Genomic DNA, 16,855 nt, shown 5'->3' on the forward strand with positions numbered 1-16,855 from the left:
TTACCAAAAACGTAACAAAAAAAATAAAAAGTAAAAAATGTTACAAAAAATTATTGCCACGAATTCACGAATTAAAAATTTGTAACAAAGAAAATTTTATCGACTTTGTCGATAATTAATTCGAACTAAAATAACACACACAAAATTCAAAAAAAAAAATTCGTGCATTCGTGGCAAAAAAAATTGCACGAAGAGTTTTGTAAAGAATTCGCAGTTAATCCAAATATTACAAACACTTGTACCTACAAGTATGTTAAATAAATTGTAAGGTTTTGGCAGTATAATTTTGTAGAGTTAGATTTGTATCAAATCTAAGCTTTTATACTATGAAGATTAAAACTATCAGTATCACGCTAATTGCGCTAACAATTGTAGGACTTATTGGTTACCGAATTACAAAAAACTCAGCAGAATCTGAAAAAAATGATAAAAAAGGTGACAAGAAACCGCCTTTAACTGTAACGGCTATTGTAGTTTCTTCTAAAGATTTCTCTAATGGAATTTCGTTATCAGGTTCAATTGAAGCCAATGAAAACGTAGAAATTAGAAGTGAAGTTTCTGGAATTGTAGAAAAAATTTCTTTTTCGGAAGGTACGCAAGTAAGTAAAGGTCAGGTTTTATTAAAAGTGAATGATGTTGAATTGAGAGCACAATTATCTCAAGCGTTTACCAAACAAAAATTAGCTTCGGAAAACGAAAGAAGAGCGAAGTTATTACTACAAAAAGAAGCCATCAGTCAAGAAGAATACGATATTGCTAGCGCTGAATTCAGAAGTTTAAAAGCACAAACCCAATTGATTCAAGCTCAAATTGCTAAAACAACAATTAGAGCACCATTTTCTGGAAAAATTGGTTTACGAAATATTTCTCCAGGAACATACGTAACGCCAACAACACTTATCACCAAATTAGTGAGTTCAGGTCAAGTGAAAATTAGTTTTTCTATTCCTGAAAAATATGCTTCGGAAATTGAAAACAATGCCACTATTACATTCACAATTCCAAATAATCCACAAAAATTTACAGCAAAAATTTACGCTATCGAACCAGAAATTGAAACAGCAACAAGAACGTTAAAAATTCGTGCAATTGCTGATAATCCAAACGGAAAATTATTACCTGGAACTTTCGCAACTATCGATCTTTCTCTAAAAAATATTAAAGATGCTATCGTAATTCCTACTGAAGCGGTTGTGCCAATTCAGGATGGAAAAGTCGTATATATTGCCAATAACGGAAAAGCAAAAGAAGTGAAAATTGAAACCTTAGCAAGAACTTCAAAAGATGTTGTGGTAACAAGTGGCATCAAATCTGGTGATACGTTATTGACTTCTGGCGTAATGTCGTTAAAAGACGAAGCAGATATTAAAGTGAAGTTGAAAGAAGTTAAGAAGTAATAAGGGAAAAGGCATAAGGCATAAGAGTCAAGTGAAAAGAAGTTCGAAAGTCTCAGTTAAAAGTCTCAGTTAGCAGATGTGTCACACTGAGCGGAGTCGAAGTGCTCTCGAAGCCAACAAATAAAAATCAAGTAAAAGTGAAAAGTACGAAGTACAAATTCATAATTTAAAATTCACAATTCATAATTCTCAAGATGAGTTTATCAACTTTAAGTATAAAAAGACCCGTTTTTACCATAGTAATTAACCTTTTAATTATTCTATTTGGTATTTTAGGCTATACCTATTTGGGTGTTCGAGAATTCCCATCGATTGATCCGGCGCAGATTTCTGTTCGTACAAATTATACGGGTGCGAATTCTGATATTATCGAATCGCAAATTACGGAACCACTTGAAAAAGCAATTAATTCGATTGACGGAATTCGAAATATTACGTCTTCGAGTAATCAAGGTTCGAGTAATATTACAATCGAATTTAAACTAGAAAAAAACTTAGAAGAAGCCGCTAATGATGTGCGTGATAAAGTATCGCAAGCTGTTAGAAGTTTACCAAAAGATATTGATGCGCCACCAGTAGTTTCTAAAGCTGACGCCGATTCGGATGCAATTATTTCGATGACAGTGCAGAGTAATTCTAGAAATGCATTAGAGTTAAGTGATTATGCGGAAAACGTAATTGCAGAAAGAATTCAAACGATTCCAGGTGTGAGTGGTGTTCAAATTTGGGGACAAAAACGTTATTCGATGCGAATTTGGATTGATCCAATCAAACTAAATTCATATGGTGTAACCGTTTCAGATGTTAGAACGGCTTTAGACAAACAAAATGTAGAATTACCTTCAGGAAAATTGACTGGTGCGAATACCGAATTAATGGTAAAAACACTTGGGAATTTATCTACAGAAAAGGAATTTAATGATATTATTATTATTTCAGACGAAAACAAAACCGTTCGTTTAAGCGATATTGGAAATGCTTCTTTAGAATCTGAAAATTTAGAAACTAAGTTTACCGAATCAGGAAATCCGATGGTTGCCGTGGCGATTGTGCCGAAACCTGGAAGTAATTATTTAGAAATTGCCGATCAGTTTTATGCGCAATTCGATAAACTAAAAAAAGAATTACCAAAAGACATTAAAGTTGATATTGCTTTAGATAACACACTTTTCATTAAAAAATCAGTCGTTGAGGTTGCCGAAACTTTATTGATTTCGTTACTTTTAGTAGTCTTGATTATCTTCTTATTTTTTAGAGATTGGTCTATCGCATTCCGACCGTTAATTGATATTCCGGTTTCGTTAATTGCTACGTTTTTCATCATGTATTTATGTGGTTTTTCAATCAATGTATTAACGCTTTTAGCTATTGTTTTAGCAACAGGTTTAGTAGTTGATGATGGAATTGTGGTCACGGAAAATATCTTCAAAAAAGTCGAAGAAGGTATGTCTCCCATTGAAGCTGCGATTAAAGGTTCGAATGAAATTTTCTTTGCTGTAATTTCGATTTCAATTACATTGGCGGCAGTTTTCTTACCAATCGTCTTTTTAGAAGGATTCGTAGGACGATTGTTTCGAGAGTTTGGTGTCGTAATTGGTGCTGCGGTTTTAATTTCCGCCTTCGTATCATTAACATTAACACCTATGTTGAACGCCTATTTAATGAAAGGTGGCGAACAAAAGAAAACTAAATTTTATCATTTTACCGAGCCGTATTTTGTAGGTTTAAATCAAGGTTATGCGAATGCTTTAACAAATTTCATGAAAAGAAAATGGTTGAGTTTTCCAATCATTATTGCATGTATTGGATTGATTGTGTTGTTTTTCAAAATCTTACCAAAAGAAACTGCACCTTATGACGATAGAAGTTTAGGCGTAATTAGTGTTTCTACACCAGAAGGCGCAACTTATGAATACACAGACAAATTCATGACAGAATTATCCGATTTGATAAACGATTCTATTCCTGAGAAAAAAGTAGCTTTAGTAATTACTTCGCCAGGATTTATGTCGTCATCGGTAAATACAGGTCGTGTTCGTTTGGCTTTGGTGGAACCAGAAGAAAGAACAAAATCGCAAAAAGATATTGTTGCAGATTTAAATAAATGGACTAAAAAATATCCACAAGCGAAAGTCAATGTTTCGGAACAACCCACAATTGCGGTAAATCGTAGAGGTGGAATGCCAATTCAATATATTATTCAAGCGCCAAACTTTCAGAAATTAAGAGAAAAAATTCCTCAATTTATGGAAGAAGCGAGTAAAAATGAAACGTTCTCCAATGTGGATGTGAATTTGAAATTCAACAAACCAGAAATTAACGTAACGATTAATCGTGAAAGAGCTGAAAGTTTAGGAATTTCGGTTTTAGATGTCGCACAAACATTGCAACTTTCATTAAGTGGACAACGTTTTGGATATTTCATGCAAAATGGAAAACAATATCAAGTCATTGGACAATTCGACCAAAAAGATCGTGATGCGCCATTGGATTTAACTTCGATGTTTGTGAGAAATAAAGAAGGAAAATTAATTCAATTAGACAATGTTGTGGAAGTGGAAGAACAAAGTAATCCGCCACAATTATTTCATAATAACAGATATATGTCGGCAACTGTTTCTGCAGGTTTAGCACCAGGAAAAAGTATGGTTGACGGAATTGAAGCAATGGACGAAATCAAAGCTAAAGTTTTAGATGAAACCTTTACTACCGATTTAGGTGGAGAATCTAGAGACTTCGTGGAAAGTAGTTCGAATACTTCTTTCGCATTCGGATTGGCTTTATTGTTAATTTATTTGATTTTAGCTGCACAATTTGAAAGTTTTATTGATCCGTTTATTATTATTTTAACCGTACCAATGGCAGTTGCTGGAGCGTTATTCTCGCTTTGGTTATTCGGACAAACGTGGAATATTTTCAGTCAAATTGGAACCGTAATGCTTATCGGATTAGTAACCAAGAACGGAATTCTGATTGTAGAATTTGCGAATCAATTACGAGAACAAGGCAAACCAAAATACGAAGCCATTATTGAAGCTTCTGAAGCGCGTTTACGTCCAATTTTAATGACGAGTTTAGCTATTTCGCTAGGAGCTTTACCAATTGCCATGTCGATTGGAGCTGCTTCTACTAGTAGAATCGGAATGGGAGTTGTAATTGTTGGTGGAACCATGTTTTCATTAATTTTGACATTATTCGTAATTCCAGCCATTTATTTAATGTGGTCGAAAGCCAAAAAACACCGACCAGAATTTGATAATTTAGATGCTTTAGAGAAATAATAAAAAGCCACGAATTCACGAATTAAAATTTAATTAAAAGAAATTCATTTCGACTACGTCGAAAATTAATTCGAATTAAAATTACTTCGTAAAACAGTAAAAAAAATTCGTGAATTCGTGGCAAAGAATAAAACAATTTGTGGCAAAAAGTAAAAATAATATTATGCAAAATTTATATAAAATAGCTTTTCTATTATTCCTAGGATTTTCAGCGCAAGCTCAAGAAATATTGACGCTTGAAGATGCTGTGAAAATTTCATTGGAAAATAATTACGATATCAAAATTGCCAAAAACAATTTGAAAATCGATGAAACCAATAATAATTTAGGAACAGCAGGTATGTTGCCTTCAGTAAATCTAAATTTGACGAATAACAACAGTTTAATTGATACCAAACAAACACAAGCTGATGGAACAGTTAGAGAATTAGACGGTGCCAAAAACATGAATTTAAGTTATGGTGTAGGTTTAGATTGGACGATTTTTGATGGGATGAGAATGTTTTCGAGAAAAGAGCAATTAAAAGTTTTAGAAGAACAAGGAAAATCGGAATTACAAACGGCTATTTTAACCAAAGTGAGCGATGTGTATTTAACGTATTTCGATTTGGCACAACAACAACAAATGATGGCTTCTATTGATACGGCGATTGTGATTTCAAACCAAAGAGTGGAAACTGCTAAAAACAGATTTAGTATTGGAAAAGCATCGAAATTAGAAGTTTTAAACGCACAAGTAGATTTGAATACCGATTTAAGTTTATTGTTAAAACAGAAAGAAATCTACCGAATTACGAAAATCAGAATGAACGAATTATTGGTTCGAGATGTTCAAACAGATTTTAAAGTCAACCAAGAAATTACAGTAGAACAAAATTTAGATTTCAACGAATTAAGAACCACAGCTGAAAAGCAAAATCCGCAATTGCAAACGCAAATCTTAACTAAAAAAGTAGCCGATTTAAATTTGAAACAAGTGAAAGGTAATCGTTATCCAACAGTTCGATTAACTTCTGGTTATAACTTCACACGTTCAGAAGCTTCATTAGGATTCGTAACGCAATCATCTGGACAAGGTTTTGTGTACGGAGTTTCAGCTTCATTGCCAATTTTCAACGGATTTACACAAAACAAAAATGAAAGAGTTGCAAAATACCAAGTGGAAAATGCCAATTTCCTTTTAGAACAACAAAAATTATCTTTAACATCACAATTAGCGACATTATTCGCGAGTTACCAAACGAATTTAGAATTGGTAAAAGTGGAAGAAAAGAACTTAGAAATTGCCAAACAAAACTTAGATATTACATTAGCGAAATTTAAAATCGGAACGATTACAACTCTTGAATTCAGAACCGCACAACAAAATTTCATAGAAGCTTCTGTACGATATTCTAATGCACAATATGTTACTAAACTTTCAGAAATCAACTTGAAAGAATTGGCTGGAACTTTAAAATTAAATTAGTACTTTTAAACTCTTGTTTCTTTATACTTTAAACTTTTATTTTTAAAAATGGTACAATACAACCCAAAAGATTGGATTACTTACATTTTCAAATTTCATAAATCAGATACATTTCGTCAATTAATTCCTATGATGTTATTGATTGCTGCGTATTCTGCTGCCGTTTGTTATTTAGAGATTCATTTTTTTAAACTAAAAGATGATAGTCATGTCAAAAACATTTCTATCATGCACACTACGGTTGGATTTGTATTGTCTTTACTTTTAGCTTACAGAACCAATACCGCTTATGATCGTTGGTGGGAAGGAAGAAAATTATGGGGAAGTTTGGTTAATAATTCTAGAAATTTAGCCCTTAAACTTTCTGCGATTTTAGAAAATGAAGCGGATAAAAATTATTTCAGAAAAATAATTCCAGGTTATGCTTCCATTTTAGCGAAACATTTAACCAATGAAGAAGTCGGTAAAGTATTGTTTGAAGGTTTAGATTTAGAAATTGACCACAACAAACACAAACCGAATCAGGTGGCGAAAATGATTTTTAGTAAAATTAACGACTTATATAAATCGAATAAAATTTCTGGCGATCAATTAATTATTTTAAATGCCGAAATTCAATCTTTTACAGATGTTTGTGGAGCGTGTGAAAGAATTAAAAACACTCCTATTCCCTACTCTTACAGTGCGTTTATCAAGAAATTTATTTTCTTTTACGTGATGACATTACCTTTCGGATATGTGTTTAGTTTAGGTTATTATGTAGTTCCGGTTGTAGTATTTATCTTTTATGTTTTAGCCAGTTTAGAGCTAATTGCAGAAGAAATTGAAGATCCTTTTGGCGTTGATGAAAACGATTTACCAATTGCAAAAATCGCAAGTAATATTAAAAAACATGTAGAGGAAATTTTATAAGAATTGATACCAAATAAAAAATCCCGTTCTGAAAATCAGAGCGGGATTTTTTTTTATAAACTATAAAGATTATTTTCTAGCGATAACTTTTAATGATTTCTCAATAATAGCTTTACTATTTAATCCGTATTTTTCCATTAATTGTTCTGGTGTTCCACTTTCTCCAAATGTATCATTTGTAGCAACAAATTCTTGTGGAGCTGGTTTGTTTAAACTTAAAGTTCTTGCAACACTTTCACCTAAACCTCCTAAGAAGTTATGTTCTTCAGCAGTAACTACACAACCTGTTTTAGCAACCGATTTTAAGATAGCTTCTTCGTCTAAAGGTTTAATTGTATGAATATTGATTACTTCAGCAGAAACGCCTTGTTTTTCTAACTCTTCCGCAGCGATTAAAGCTTCCCAAACTAAATGTCCAGTTGCAATAATTGTTACATCAGTTCCTTCGTTCAACATAATTGCTTTTCCAATTACGAATGGTTCATCAGCTGGAGTGAAATTTGGCACTACCGGACGACCGAAACGTAAATATGCTGGACCATGATGATCAGCTAAAGCTAAAGTTGCAGCCTTAGTTTGGTTGTAATCACATGTGTTGATTACGGTCATACCTGGCAACATTTTCATTAAACCAATATCTTCTAAAATTTGGTGAGTGGCACCATCTTCTCCTAAAGTTAAACCTGCGTGAGAAGCACAAATTTTTACATTTTTATCTGAATAAGCAACTGATTGACGAATTTGATCGTACACTCTTCCTGTAGAAAAGTTAGCAAAAGTTCCAGTAAAAGGAATTTTTCCACCAATAGTTAAACCTGCAGCAATTCCAATCATGTTTGCTTCTGCAATTCCGATTTGGAAAAAACGCTCTGGATGATTTTTCTTGAAATCGTCAAACTTTAACGAACCAATTAAATCCGCACAAAGTGCTACAACATTTTCATTTTTTTGTCCTAATTCGGTCATTCCTGCTCCAAATCCTGAACGTGTATCTTTACTTCCTGTGTTTTCGTATTTTTTCATTGTGTTGTTTTTTTAAACTATCTAATTGTTTTTATAACAGTAAAATTTAAATTAGAACTTATCTTTTCAATTTTTTGAATTGTAAATTCTGAACTTAACTTACCGTCAACTAAACATAGTTGCTTTTCAAAATTATAATTTACTAATATATCTAATTTATATTTAGATATCAGATTGTTTTTAAGTATTGGCATTTCTACTGGTTCAATATTATCTTTCTTAGAAAAATAATAGTAATGCTCGTTAATTATTTTATTCTTCTTTTTATTTTTATATTGTGTAATATGAACTAAAACTTGGTCGTTTATTGAATCGATTTCATATTCCATTTCTTCATGGAAATTTTTATACCTTTTTGAATTAAAGGCTGGTATTACTATTTCATAAAGAATAGGATCTTTTAATTTATCTAAATCACTAATTTTCTCATATTTAAAATCAATAGTAAACTTTATAATATCTTTTATGCCTTCAATATATATTTGAGCAATAGTATCTGTTTTAGAATATCTTAATTGCAAAGAATAAGTTGAATCTTTTGAATTTTTAAAGAAATAACAATCCTCACTAATTCCATCTCCATAAATTTTACTACTTACTTTTGTAAAGTAATCAAAATGAAAATTATAATCTTTCTTTTGCGAAAAAGAACAAGTTGAAAATAATAAAAATAAAAGAAAAATCTTTTTCATTAATAATCTCCTAAAGTTGCTGGATTTTGGTTTAAGGCATTTTCTAATTGCTCATTACTTGGTGCTTTACCATGCCAAGCGTGCGTATACATCATAAAATCTACACCATGACCCATTTCTGTATGTAACAACACACAAACTGGTTTTCCTTTTCCTGTACGAGATTTTGCATCAGCCATTCCGTTAATAATAGCTTCAATATTATTTCCTTCTGTAATTTCTAAAACATCCCAATCAAACGCTTCAAATTTGGCTTTAATATTACCCATATTTAAAACATCTTTTGTAGAACCATCAATTTGCTGACCGTTTAAATCGACAGTTGCAATTAAGTTATCTACACTTTTTGCAGAAGCATACATAATTGCTTCCCAGTTTTGTCCTTCTTGTAATTCACCATCTCCAGTTAAAACATACACTAAATTCGTATCATTATTTAACTTTTTAGCTTGAGCCGCACCAATAGCCACAGATAAACCTTGTCCTAATGAACCAGAAGCCATTCTAATACCTTCTAAACCTTCATGAGTTGTTGGGTGACCTTGTAAACGTGTATTTAATTTACGGAAAGTAGCTAATTCTGAAACTGAAAAATAACCGCTTCTTGCTAAAACGCTGTAAAATACTGGAGAAATATGTCCGTTTGATAAAAAGAATAAATCTTCATTGATTCCGTTCATATCAAAACCTTCATTTCTTTTCATTATGTGTTGATACAGAGTAACTAAGAATTCCGCACAGCCTAAAGAACCACCTGGATGACCTGAATTAACTGCATGAACCATTCTTAAAATGTCTCTACGAACTTGTTGTGTAAATTGTTCTAAATTAGAAATTTGTTGTGTCATTGTAAAAAGTTTTTTGCAAAAATAAATTTAATAATCTGTTTATACTAATCTGACTTTATTTTTTTATCATTAAGAATTCAACAATTTTATGAATCACAGTTGCATCACCTAAAATTTTTCTGTGTCCTAACTTATTTGTGATTAGAATTTCTTTATCTGAAAGGTTTTCAACGATATGATGCGCTTCAGAAACTGGAATGTCTTCATCATCATTATCATGAATTACTAAAACTGGAATTTTAACATCTTTAGCTGCCACATAAGCTGAAAAACTCTCCATTTCAAATTGATATTTCTTTTCGAAATTGTTTTTCATCATCACAGCTATTTTATTGGGTAAACCAATTTTTTCCACGAAAGTATTTACAATATTAATAACACTATTTCCACTTCCGATAATAACCGCTTTTTTGACTTGCAAGCCTTTTTTAATCGCATTTAAAATTGACATTCCGCCAAGTGAATGACCAACAGCAAATTCAAATGGTCCGTGATCTTTTTCCACTTCTAAAATCGATTCAATAAACTCCAACATTAAAGTAGTTTTTGTTCCCGATTTTCCGTGAGCTGGTGCATCAAAACTTATAGTAGAATAGCCATTTTCTAAAAAAGCATCTGCAATTTTAACTAATTGTGTACCTCTACCCGACCAGCCATGAACCAAAAGTATTTTTTTATTTGAATTTCCATAAGCATACACCACAATTTCTTTATCGATTGACGGAACGAACAATTTCGTTTGAACGGATTCCGATTCCATATGAAATTCGCGTTTTGGAATTTTATGTTTGATGGGAGTAATAAACAATTTTCGAGCAAACCTTTCTGCCAAATTACTTGAAAAAAAATTTAAGATTTTTGCAAAATAAAGTATTGATTTAGGTACATTATTTTCAATTTGTTTATTTTTTTTTGTCATAATTTATTTTTTTGTTCAAAATTATAATAACCGTTTTAAATAAATATAATTTTAGAACTATTTTATAAAATTATATAAAAAAATAATTATTAAATCAACTATCTTTGCTTTGGTAATATAAAAATAAAGTAAATATGAATAAGATTTTAAAAATTAGCATAGTATTGGGATTAATTGTGATATCATGCGCTCAAAATCCATTCACAGGTAAAAGCACGATGGCTTTTGTACCTAATAGTCAAATCTTTCCATCGGCATTTCAACAATACAATCAGTTCCTAACTGAAAATAAAGTAGTTAAAGGTACTGCAGATGCAAAACGTATTACAAATATTGGAATGAAAATAAAAACAGCTTCTGAAAGATATTTAAATGCTTTAGGAAAATCTGATTATTTAAATGATTATGCTTGGGAATACAATTTAGTAGAAAGTAAAGAAGTAAATGCTTGGTGTATGCCAGGTGGAAAAATAGTTTTTTATACAGGTATTTTACCAATTTGTAAAGACGATGCTGGTATTGCTGCAGTAATGGGGCATGAAGTAGCTCACGCATTAGCGAATCATGGGCAACAACGTATGAGTGCTGGTTTATTGCAACAAGTTGGTGCAATGGGAACTCAAATTGCTGTTGGAAATAAAAGTGAACAAACTCAAGCTTTAGCAATGCAGGCTTATGGAGCAGCATCTCAAGTTGGAGGAATGTTACCATTTAGTAGAGCTCATGAAAGTGAAGCAGATATGATTGGTTTAACCTTAATGGCCATTGCGGGTTACGATCCAATTAATGCTGTAAAAGTTTGGGAAAGAATGTCGGCTCAATCAGGAGGACAAGCACCACCAGAAATTTTAAGTACGCACCCTAGTAATCAAACTAGAATAGATGAATTAACAGCACTTTTACCTCAAGCCAGAGCGGAAGCTGCTAAATTTGGAGTAACTTTTAAAAAGTAAAAATATTATCTTTATATTTGATCCCGTCTCGTTAATTTAAACGAGACGGGATTTTTTATAACAAAATGTACTTTATGGAACAATTAGAAAAAGGAAATAAAAAATTATTAAATGCTTGGGCGTTTTATGATTGGGCAAATTCAGTTTATTCTTTAGTTATTACTTCTTCTATATTTCCATTATATTTTGGGTATTTATTTACCAAAGAAAATCCAAACATTATCCTTTTTGGCGAATCCATAAAAGCTACAGCGCTTATCAGTTTTGTTACCGCATTTGCCTTTTTATCAGTCGCAATTTTATCGCCAATATTATCTGGAATAGCAGATTACTTAGGAAACAAAAAACGATTCATGCAGTTCTTTTGCTATTTAGGAGCTTTTTCATGTATTGGTTTATATTGGTTTACTAAAGAAAATGTGATATTCGGAATTTGTTGTTTCTATTCAGGTTTATTAGGTTTCTGGGGAAGTTTAGTATATTATAATTCGTATTTATCAGACATTGCATTCACAGAACAACACGATGGTTTAAGTGCCAAAGGTTTTTCTTTAGGTTATGTGGGAAGTGTTGTTTTATTATTAATTTGCTTGGTTTTTATTTTAAGCAAAGAAGGCGCAGCTGCCTTGGAAGCTATGAAACTCTCCTTTGTTTTTACAGGAATTTGGTGGCTAGCTTTTAGTCAGTATACTTTTTATTACTTACCAAAAGGAAACAAAAACAACAATCCGATTAATTTTTCTATTTTTTTTAATGGCTTTAAAGAATTAAAAAAAGTGCAAGTTTTGTTTTTTAAAGACGAAGTTTTAAAAAAATTCTTATTTGCCTTTTTCGTGTATAGTATGGCGGTTCAAACCGTAATGTTAGTCGCAACTTATTTTGGAGAACAAGAAATAAATTGGGCAACTCCGCAACAAAAAACATCTGGATTAATTATTAGTATTTTAGTTATTCAAATTGTAGCTGTTTTTGGTGCGATTATGACTTCTAAATTAGCATCAAAATTTGGAAATATTAAAACCTTAATTCTTATAAATTCAATTTGGATATTTATTTGTATTGGAGCGTTTTTTGTAACTGAACCTGTCCAATTTTATGCAACAGCTGCTATCGTTGGATTAGTAATGGGCGGAATTCAATCCCTTTCACGTTCAACTTTCTCGAAATTAATTCCAGAAACCAAAGACACCACTTCTTTTTTTAGTTTTTATGATGTTGCCGAAAAAATCGGGATTGTAATTGGAATGTTAATTTATGGCTTTATAGATCAGATTACTGGAAGTATGAGAAATGCCATTTTATTTTTAGTGATATTTTTTGCAACAGGAGTTTTTTTATTATATAGAACGCTAAAAGTTCAAAAATAATTTTATATTTGGCTTTTAAAACAAAACAACCATAAAAAAATATGAAAACAATTAAAAACCTACTTTCAATTTTTGTAATTATTACAGCATTGACATTTGTTTCTTGTACAGATGAACCTTTAGAACCTTCTCTTTTAAATCAAGGTCCAGATAATTCAGAATTACTTCCAGTAGTTACTACAGCTACTGTAACAAATACTGTTTCAACAAATGCAATTTCAGGAGGAACTATTACTTCAAACGGTGGTAGTGAAATAACAGCAAAAGGAGTAGTTTACGGTATTGATCACAATCCAACACTTTCAGATTTAAAAACAATTGATGGTTTAGGGAATGGAAATTTCACATCAACTTTAAATAATTTATTACCTGCTACAGTTTACTACATTCGTGCTTATGCAACTAACAGCAATGGTACTTCTTATGGAAATGAAGTAGTAATCACAACTGCTGCAGCTTCTAACTTACCAGTATTAACAACTACAGTAATTACTAATAATATTTACCCAAGAGCAACTACAGGTGGAGAAGTAACTGCAAACGGAAGTACTCCTGTATCTGCTAGAGGAGTAGTTTGGAGCACAACTGCAAGTCCAACAGTACCAAGTACTAAAAAAACTATTGATGGTTCTGGACTTGGAGTATTTACATCAACTATTACAAATTTAAATGTAGCTCCAGGTACAACAGTTTATCTTCGTGCTTATGCAACTAATGCATACGGAACAGCATATGGTAATGAAATAACTTTTACAGCTGCACTTGATTTAGCAGATTATACTCCTGCGTTAATGACAGCTAAAATAGACGGTGTACAATATGATATTATGAAACCGTATTTATACGATCAAACAGGAATTGATGTAAAAGTATTAAATAATAATGCTCCAGTTGGCGCTCCTAGATATTTAGAAATAGAAGGTGTAACAAATGACAATTTAAATGCTCTTACAAAAATTAGTTTATATATTCCTAATAACCATTGGGCAGTTGGAACTTATCCTTTAACTGAAATGACTAATTTAACTTCAAGTACACTTTCTCAAGCTCAAGTTGATTTACCAAATGTTGCTGGTTCTCCAGTTGCTACAATTACAGCAGGTTCATTTACTATTACTGAATTCAATATTACAACAAGAAGAATTAAAGGAACATTTGTAATATCTTATACAACAAACTTAAATCCAGGAGTTACTTATGAAATAACAGCTGGAACTATAAACTATGGTTTAGATGCAGGTTATATAAACTAAAAAAAGTTTTAAATCACAAAAATCCCGTCTTGTTATAAAAAACGAGACGGGATTTTTTTATGGCATAAATCTTGACTACTACTAGTGTAAATCATACTTAAATCCTTGTATTTATTGATAATTGCATCAATTCACAATTATTATTCGTAAATTTACTACCCTTTTTTAATGACAAAATGACTTATAAATAGATATGCCAAACCATAAAATATTAGCGATTGACAATTTGTCGCTTCAAGAACTAGATACAGAAGCAGAATTAATTCCATTAATGACTCCTGAAGACGAGGAGGAAATGAATAATGAAGAATTACCTGCAGATTTACCCATCTTACCATTGAGAAACACCGTGTTGTTTCCTGGTGTAGTAATTCCTATTACAGCGGGTAGAGACAAATCGATAAAATTAATTAACGATGCCAATGCAGCCGGTAAAATTATTGGTGTTGTGGCTCAGAAAAATGAAGCGGATGAAGATCCAACTTCAGATCAAATTCATCATGTAGGAACTGTAGCTCGAATTATGCGTGTTCTGAAAATGCCTGATGGGAATACAACCATAATTCTTCAAGGTAAAAAACGTTTTGAAATTGAGGAATTCACTCAAACCGAACCTTACTTTAAAGCGAAAATTAAAGAAGTAACCGAAATTCGTCCAAAGAAAAACGACGAAGAGTTTGCTACGATAATTGAATCAATTAAAGAATTATCAATTGAAATTATAAAGGAAAGTCCGAATATTCCATCGGAAGCTACTTTTGCCATAAAAAACATTGAAAGCAATCCGTTTTTAATCAATTTTGTGTCTTCTAACATGAATTTAAATGTGGAAGACAAACAGAACTTACTTACGATTGTTGATTTAAAACAACGCGCTTTAGAAACGTTGCGTTATATGAATTTAGAACTTCAGAAATTGGAGTTGAAAAACGATATCCAATCTAAAGTTCGATTTGATTTAGACCAACAACAACGTGAATATTTCTTGCAACAACAAATGAAAACTATCCAAGAAGAATTGGGTGGTGTTTCGCATGATGCAGAAATTGAAGAAATGCGTAACAAAGGGAAAGCTAAAAAATGGGATGCCAAAACGGCGGAACATTTCGAAAAAGAAATTTATAAATTACAACGTACAAATCCAAATTCACCTGACTTTGGAATCCAACGTAATTACTTAGATTTATTTTTAGAATTGCCTTGGAATGAGTTTTCTAAAGATAAATTCGATCTTAAAAAAGCGCAACAAATTTTAGACCGTGATCATTTTGGTTTAGAAGATGTCAAAAAACGTATCGTTGAACATTTGGCCGTTTTAAAATTGCGTAATGATATGAAATCGCCAATTTTATGTTTATACGGACCTCCAGGTGTTGGTAAAACTTCTATTGGAAAATCGGTTGCAGAAGCTTTAGGAAGAGAATATGTTCGTATTTCTCTAGGTGGTTTACGCGACGAAGCGGAAATTCGTGGACATAGAAAAACCTATATTGGTGCAATGCCTGGTAGAATAATTCAATCGATCAAAAAAGCAAAAACATCCAATCCAGTTTTCGTATTAGATGAAATTGATAAATTATCTTCAAGTCATAATGGCGACCCATCTTCTGCCCTATTAGAAGTTTTGGATCCAGAACAAAACAGTGATTTTCATGATAATTTCTTAGAATTAGGTTACGACCTTTCAAAAGTAATGTTCATTGCCACAGCAAACAGTTTATCAACCATTCAACCTGCTTTAAGAGACAGAATGGAAATCATAAACATGTCTGGTTATACCATTGAAGAAAAAATTGAAATTGCGAAAAACTTCTTGTTACCAAAGCAATTAAAAGAACACGGATTAACGACAAAAGATTTACAAATTGGTAAAAAGCAATTAGAAAAAATCGTAACAGGTTATACTCGTGAATCTGGAGTTCGTAGTTTAGACAAAACCATTGCACAAATGGTTCGATATGCTGCAAAATCTGTAGCAATGGAAGAAGAATACAATAAAAAAGTTACTGATGCTGATATTCTTGAAGTGCTGAAATCACCAAGAATGGAGCGTGATAAATACGAAAATAACGATACGGCTGGTGTGGTGACAGGTTTAGCTTGGACATCAGTTGGTGGTGATATTTTATTTATTGAATCGTTAGTTTCTAAAGGAAAAGGCGCAATGACCATGACAGGAAATTTAGGAACTGTGATGAAAGAATCGGTTACTATTGCTTTAGAATATATTAGAGCGAATGCTAAACAATTGAATATTGATCCAGATATCTTAAACCAATATAACATTCACATTCACGTGCCAGAAGGAGCTACACCAAAAGACGGACCAAGTGCTGGAATTGCGATGTTAACGTCAATGGTTTCTAGTTTTACGCAAAGTAGAATTAAGAAAAATATTGCAATGACAGGAGAAATCACTTTACGTGGAAAAGTGTTACCAGTTGGCGGAATTAAAGAAAAAATATTAGCAGCAAAACGCGCGAATATTAAAGAAATTATTTTGTGTAAAGAAAACAAACGTGATATTGAAGAAATTAAAGCAGATTATTTAACAGGCTTAACTTTCCATTACGTAGATACGATGAAAGAAGTAATAGACATTGCTATTTTAAAAGACAAAGTCAAAAACGCAATTACTTTTGATATTAAGAAGTAATTCAAATCATAGATAACAACTCAAAAACCTATAAGTAACTTAACTTATAGGTTTTTTTCTTTATATTTGGAATATCAAAATTAAGC

12 protein-coding genes are annotated in these 16,855 nt (G+C 31.9%); 8 read left to right on the forward strand and 4 right to left on the reverse strand.

Annotation, left to right across the window (positions count from 1 at the left end; all coding sequences use genetic code 11):
* The first annotated feature begins 326 nt into the window (after window positions 1-326).
* The 4 genes from BMX42_RS01895 (at window position 327) to BMX42_RS01910 (ending at window position 7,058) form a co-directional block, all read left to right on the forward strand.
* The gene (locus BMX42_RS01895; protein ID WP_091307632.1) at window positions 327-1,397 is read left to right on the forward strand and encodes an efflux RND transporter periplasmic adaptor subunit; all 1,071 of its coding nucleotides are present in this window, start codon (window positions 327-329) and stop codon (window positions 1,395-1,397) included.
* Between the two features lie 194 nt (window positions 1,398-1,591).
* Window positions 1,592-4,678 carry an efflux RND transporter permease subunit gene (locus tag BMX42_RS01900; protein ID WP_091307636.1) on the forward strand — a complete coding sequence of 1,029 codons (3,087 nt, stop codon included), beginning with the start codon at window positions 1,592-1,594 and terminating at the stop codon, window positions 4,676-4,678.
* Window positions 4,679-4,841: 163 nt separating this feature from the next.
* A complete protein-coding gene (locus BMX42_RS01905; protein WP_091307639.1) occupies window positions 4,842-6,146 on the forward strand; it encodes a TolC family protein in 1,305 nt (434 codons plus the stop codon).
* A 48-nt stretch (window positions 6,147-6,194) separates the two neighbouring features.
* A complete protein-coding gene (locus tag BMX42_RS01910; protein WP_091307643.1) occupies window positions 6,195-7,058 on the forward strand; it encodes a bestrophin family protein in 864 nt (287 codons plus the stop codon).
* Between the two features lie 69 nt (window positions 7,059-7,127).
* On the opposite strand, the gene BMX42_RS01915 is transcribed toward BMX42_RS01910, so the two are convergent.
* From BMX42_RS01915 to BMX42_RS01930, 4 genes are read right to left on the reverse strand one after another with little or no spacing between them, the layout of a single operon-like run.
* Window positions 7,128-8,081: a transketolase family protein gene (locus BMX42_RS01915; protein ID WP_091307646.1), complete on the reverse strand. Its 954-nt coding sequence runs from the start codon at window positions 8,079-8,081 to the stop codon at window positions 7,128-7,130.
* Between the two features lie 17 nt (window positions 8,082-8,098).
* Window positions 8,099-8,773 (reverse strand): hypothetical protein, encoded by a 675-nt coding sequence (locus tag BMX42_RS01920; RefSeq protein WP_091307649.1) that lies wholly within the window; start codon window positions 8,771-8,773, stop codon window positions 8,099-8,101.
* On the reverse strand, window positions 8,773-9,621 hold the full coding sequence (locus BMX42_RS01925; RefSeq protein ID WP_091307653.1) for a transketolase: 849 nt from the start codon (window positions 9,619-9,621) through the stop codon (window positions 8,773-8,775). Before BMX42_RS01925 ends, BMX42_RS01920 begins: the two co-directional genes overlap by 1 nt.
* Window positions 9,622-9,676: 55 nt before the next feature.
* The gene (locus BMX42_RS01930) at window positions 9,677-10,540 is read right to left on the reverse strand and encodes an alpha/beta hydrolase (RefSeq protein ID WP_091307657.1); all 864 of its coding nucleotides are present in this window, start codon (window positions 10,538-10,540) and stop codon (window positions 9,677-9,679) included.
* A gap of 134 nt (window positions 10,541-10,674) precedes the next feature.
* On the opposite strand from BMX42_RS01930, the gene BMX42_RS01935 reads away from it, so the two are divergent.
* From BMX42_RS01935 to lon, 4 genes are all read left to right on the forward strand, one after another.
* On the forward strand, window positions 10,675-11,493 hold the full coding sequence (locus tag BMX42_RS01935) for a M48 family metallopeptidase (RefSeq protein WP_091307661.1): 819 nt from the start codon (window positions 10,675-10,677) through the stop codon (window positions 11,491-11,493).
* A gap of 74 nt (window positions 11,494-11,567) precedes the next feature.
* The gene (locus tag BMX42_RS01940) at window positions 11,568-12,860 is read left to right on the forward strand and encodes an MFS transporter (RefSeq protein WP_091307666.1); all 1,293 of its coding nucleotides are present in this window, start codon (window positions 11,568-11,570) and stop codon (window positions 12,858-12,860) included.
* A gap of 41 nt (window positions 12,861-12,901) precedes the next feature.
* Window positions 12,902-14,113 carry a hypothetical protein gene (locus BMX42_RS01945; protein WP_091307669.1) on the forward strand — a complete coding sequence of 404 codons (1,212 nt, stop codon included), beginning with the start codon at window positions 12,902-12,904 and terminating at the stop codon, window positions 14,111-14,113.
* A gap of 193 nt (window positions 14,114-14,306) precedes the next feature.
* Complete coding sequence (gene lon / locus BMX42_RS01950; protein WP_091307673.1) at window positions 14,307-16,769, forward strand: endopeptidase La; 2,463 nt, start codon at window positions 14,307-14,309, stop codon at window positions 16,767-16,769.
* Window positions 16,770-16,855: the final 86 nt, after the last annotated feature.

Source organism: Flavobacterium terrigena (genome assembly GCF_900108955.1).
GTDB classification, from domain to species: Bacteria; Bacteroidota; Bacteroidia; order Flavobacteriales; family Flavobacteriaceae; genus Flavobacterium; species Flavobacterium terrigena.